This window comes from Microcystis sp. M_QC_C_20170808_M9Col (assembly GCF_007095495.1).
Classification (GTDB): domain Bacteria; phylum Cyanobacteriota; class Cyanobacteriia; order Cyanobacteriales; family Microcystaceae; genus Microcystis; species Microcystis aeruginosa.
The window spans coordinates 1-4314 of record NZ_SFBZ01000241.1 but is presented as its reverse complement, the minus strand read 5'-3'; the positions used below and the strand labels follow the sequence as shown (position 1 = coordinate 4314).

The 4314-nt window shown below is 45.8% G+C and carries 5 protein-coding genes; 2 read left to right on the top strand and 3 right to left on the bottom strand.

The window, feature by feature from the left end; all coding sequences use genetic code 11:
- Positions 1-350: 350 nt before the first annotated feature.
- The 3 genes from groL to EWV68_RS14055 all read right to left on the bottom strand — a co-directional run bounded on the left by groL (position 351) and on the right by EWV68_RS14055 (position 3472).
- Positions 351-1976: a chaperonin GroEL gene (gene groL, locus EWV68_RS14065; protein WP_002804201.1), complete on the bottom strand. Its 1626-nt coding sequence runs from the start codon at positions 1974-1976 to the stop codon at positions 351-353.
- A gap of 46 nt (positions 1977-2022) precedes the next feature.
- Positions 2023-2334 carry a co-chaperone GroES gene (gene groES / locus EWV68_RS14060; RefSeq protein ID WP_002737272.1) on the bottom strand — a complete coding sequence of 104 codons (312 nt, stop codon included), beginning with the start codon at positions 2332-2334 and terminating at the stop codon, positions 2023-2025.
- Between the two features lie 709 nt (positions 2335-3043).
- Complete coding sequence (locus EWV68_RS14055) at positions 3044-3472, bottom strand: CAAD domain-containing protein (RefSeq protein ID WP_002744522.1); 429 nt, start codon at positions 3470-3472, stop codon at positions 3044-3046.
- A gap of 325 nt (positions 3473-3797) precedes the next feature.
- On the opposite strand from EWV68_RS14055, the gene EWV68_RS14050 reads away from it, so the two are divergent.
- Both EWV68_RS14050 and EWV68_RS14045 read left to right on the top strand, forming a co-directional pair.
- On the top strand, positions 3798-4031 hold the full coding sequence (locus EWV68_RS14050; RefSeq protein ID WP_039899814.1) for a DUF433 domain-containing protein: 234 nt from the start codon (positions 3798-3800) through the stop codon (positions 4029-4031).
- Positions 4028-4225, top strand: coding sequence for a DUF5615 family PIN-like protein (locus EWV68_RS14045; protein WP_287170166.1), 198 nt, complete (start codon positions 4028-4030; stop codon positions 4223-4225). The genes EWV68_RS14050 and EWV68_RS14045 overlap by 4 nt, the downstream gene beginning before the upstream one ends.
- The last annotated feature ends 89 nt before the right edge of the window (positions 4226-4314 follow it).

Sequence of the window (4314 nt, the reverse complement as noted above, 5' to 3'; positions counted from 1 at the left end):
TTCAGTTTTTCTATTAAGCTCAACATATATTTGAAAAGTTGCCGGTCACTCCTCATTTTACCTGACAGTGATCGCTTTTACTTTTGATATTCTGATGGGAGAATGAAACAGCCCTACCCCTTGATAAGGGGGGTGCCTGACAACTTTTAACGCCTACCTACTTAACAATCCAGATTTGTTCCGCATGGCGGGCTGTAAATCGGGATACCCGATCGAGCTATCAATATTTTACCGCAAGGAAAAAGCACCGGGGATAAAATTGTACTTTCCCTAACCTGAAGTGATGTTTTTTTATCAAAAAAAACTCGATCGCATTTAAGCGATCGAGTCCAGAAAAAACAGACTAATTATTAATAGTCGAAGTCACCACCGCCGGCGGGAGGAGCGGATTTTTCTTTTTCCGGTTTATCCACAACAATACACTCGGTAGTTAAAACCATACCGGCGATAGAAGCGGCATTTTGTAGGGCAGAACGAGTCACTTTAGCGGGGTCAACGATACCCGCCTCAAACATATCGGAGAACTCACCGGTAGCGGCATTATAACCGACATTAAAGGGCTTTTCTTTCACCCGTTCGGCAATAACTGCACCGTTTTGGCCGGCATTTTCAGCGATCCGTTTTAAGGGGGCAGCAATGGCGCGAGAAACGATTAAAGCACCGGTTAATTCTTCATGGTGTAGGGTTTCTTTGGCCCAAGTTTCCAATTGGGGAGCGAGGTGAGCTAAAGTAGTACCACCCCCGGGGACGATACCTTCTTCTACGGCTGCTTTAGTGGCGTTAATTGCGTCTTCTAGGCGCAATTTGCGGTCTTTCATTTCCGTTTCCGTAGCGGCACCGACTTTAATCACTGCCACACCGCCGGCTAATTTAGCCAGACGTTCTTGCAGTTTTTCTTTATCGTAGGAAGAATCGGTTTCCTCGATTTGACGGCGAATTTGCTCACAACGGGTTTTCACTGCCACGTCGTTTCCTTCGGCGACGATGGTGGTGGTATCTTTGTTCATAGTGATACGGCGGGCCGTACCTAAGCTGTCAATTTTGGTGGTTTCCAGTTTTAAACCCGCATCTTCGCTAATGACTTGACCACCGGTTAAGACGGCGATATCTTCTAACATCGCTTTTCTGCGATCGCCAAATCCAGGAGCTTTCACCGCAGTGACGTTAAGAACACCGCGCAGACGGTTAACCACTAGGGTTGCCAAAGCTTCTTTTTCGATGTCTTCGGCGATAATTACTAGGGGTTTGCCTTGACGGGCCACTTGTTCGAGAATAGGAACCAAATCCTGTACTAAACCGATTTTTTTGTCGGTAATCAGAATAGCGGGATCCTCAAAAACGCATTCCATGCGCTCGGTGTCGGTGACAAAGTAGGGAGAGATATAACCTTTGTCAAAACGCATCCCTTCGGTGATTTCTAGTTCGGTGGTCATCGATTTCCCTTCTTCTAGGGAAATTACGCCTTCTTTACCGACTTTATCCATGGCCGAGGCGATCATTTGACCGACTTCATCATCGTTACCAGCAGAGATAGCGCCCACTTGTGCGATCGCTTTGGAGTCTTCTACGGGTTTCGCGTGTTTGGCGATTTGACTGACGAGGAAATCGGCAGCTTTATCGATCCCTTTTTTCAGAGAAATCGGGTTAGCACCGGCGGCGACGTTGCGTAAACCTTCTTTAACAATAGCGTGAGCGAGAACGGTGGCGGTAGTTGTACCATCCCCCGCTACATCGTTGGTTTTTGAGGCGGCTTGGCGAATTAAAGCCACACCGGTGTTCTCGATATGGTCTTCCAGTTCGATTTCTTTAGCGATGGTGATGCCATCATTGACGATTTGGGGTGCGCCAAATTTCTTTTCGAGGACGACGTTACGACCTTTGGGGCCAAGGGTGACGGCCACCGCTTCGGCCAGAAGATCCATGCCTTTTTCTAAGGCGCGACGGGCATCTTCGTTGTAGATAATAGATTTAGCCATAATGTCTCGTTATTCGTGCAAAATAGGGGTTTTCAAGGGTAGATGATTAGGAAACGGCGGCGAGAATGTCTTTTTCGGAGAGGAGAACGAATTCTTCGCCACCAAGTTTGATATCGGTTCCGGCATATTTGGAGTAGAGAACTTTGTCACCCACACCTACTTCTACAGGGGTACGGCTACCGTCATCGTTGCGTTTGCCGGGGCCGACGGCCACGACTTCCCCGATTTGGGGTTTTTCTTTAGCGGCATCGGGAAGGAAAATACCACCGGCGGTTTTTTCTTCGCTGGGACTAACTTTGACGAAAACTCGATCGCCTAGGGGTTTAACAGTTGTTACGTTGATGCTGACTGCAGCCATGGAATATCCTCCGTTTGTCTTGTATTTGGGTAAGTGTCTTTTCCAGATTAGCACTCTTACCTTCCGAGTGCTAATTTACCGAAATACGAGGCCCCCTGACAACGGCTCGATCGGTACGGGTTCCCGAACTATGGTGTTAAGCTAGGGTTTGCGGCAAAAAGTTTGTTGGTGGGGTTAGGAGCCGGTCGTCGGGAGAATTAAGAATAAGCATTAATCGATTAAATGCTCTATTTAGGGTTTGCTGAAAAAGTAGGGGCGAAGCATTCGGGCAATAACCTATCGGTGAAACCGTAGATTTTCTATCCGAATGCTTCGCCCCTACAGGACGCGGGCCGATGAAGACGCAAGGTTTTGAAGCACGATTCTCTCAAAATCTTGCACCTGTTTCGCAAGAAAAGCCACAAAACCCTTACCATGCCTACATTTCACATTTATTCAGCCAGCCCTATTTAGGGATTTTAGGCAATTTATGCTTATTTTTCTCATTTTTGCCCTCTCAAAAATTAATTATGCAAGAACTCTATTAAATCTGGTTATTAAAAACTGATTATTTATTCTCCCTATTGCTTTTTGCCTCTTGCCTTTTGCCTAAAACCCATAACTTTTGTACCTCACTAGACTGAAAAACGCTATAGTATAAGCTGTTGTGCAAAAACAAAGGAGTTGAGCGGAAACACTCAACTCCTTTGTTTTTTATGCTTGATTCTATCTATAAAGTGTTATTGTGACTGCCAAAAACTTGCGCTTTTAGTGCATCAATTTCGGCTAATAACTCGCGACGATTTTCATCTTTGAGCAGATAGCGCCAGACAAACCAACCAGTGTAAACGATCCCAACTAATTGTAGGATAGGAGCAAGGAGGGGAATATCATCGATCGCATCTAAAACCGCTAGGGTAACTTTCACGGTGACAAAACTGGCTAAAATTGCCCCCAGAACGATTAAAGGTTTTTTGTATCCAGAGAAGAAACTACCGATATAATCGGGGACGTTAGCCAGATAGGACATCACCGAATCCCAAACTGGTTCTACATATTCAGACCAAATCTGTTCGGTGCTGCTGCTGGGTTTGCTCAGAGACCCGGGTAAATCCGTTCTAATCGGATTTTGGGTCTCGGTCGGTTGCATTGATTCCATATTAACTGATCCTCATCATAAAGGTTAGACAGTGCGCGAATACGACCAACGGGGGTCAATTTTAACAGACTGAATAGACTAACTCGCTGTTGCCCATATTATCGGATAATTGCGATACTAGGCGGAAAGTTGCTCAACAACTATTAAGAATCAAGGATTTAGCTTCTCAATTTTATCGTCAGTCTGACCGCAATTCTCTATTCTAACAGCAGGTAGCGATCGGAGTTGAGGAATCAGGGGGTGTCAGTTGGGTGCTAGGGATTGGTTGTTAGGATTACCAGATAAGATAATTAAATGCAGACTAAATATCTTCGAGATGCGTTCTATGGACTCAACAGTTAGCTTGCTTACCCGCATTACTCAAACACCCGGCCAGTGTGGTGGTCGTCCTTGTATTCGGGGGATGCGAATTCGAGTAACGGATATTTTGGAAATGTTAGCGGAGAATGTGAGCATAACTGAAATTCTAGAAGACTTTCCCGATTTGGAACTCGCAGATATCCAAGCTTGTTTACTTTTTGCAGCACGGTGTACGGATTTTCCTAAACTAACGGCATGAAAATTTGGATTGATGCTCAACTACCTCCAACTCTAGCAAGCTGGTTATCAGCGACCTTTGATTTAGAAGCATCGTCCCTGCGAGACTTATCCCTTCGAGATGCTCAAGATATCGAGATCTTTGCAGCAGCGCGAGCGGAAAATGCCGTGATTATGACCAAAGATCCCACATTCCGCACCCTAAGTGTCACATAAGCTGTCCCCCTCCAGAGACTTGAGTAAAAATACTTAGCTGGTGAAGGTTTTCTCGGTGGCCGTTAGGGGGAGCTTGAGACCCCTAATTA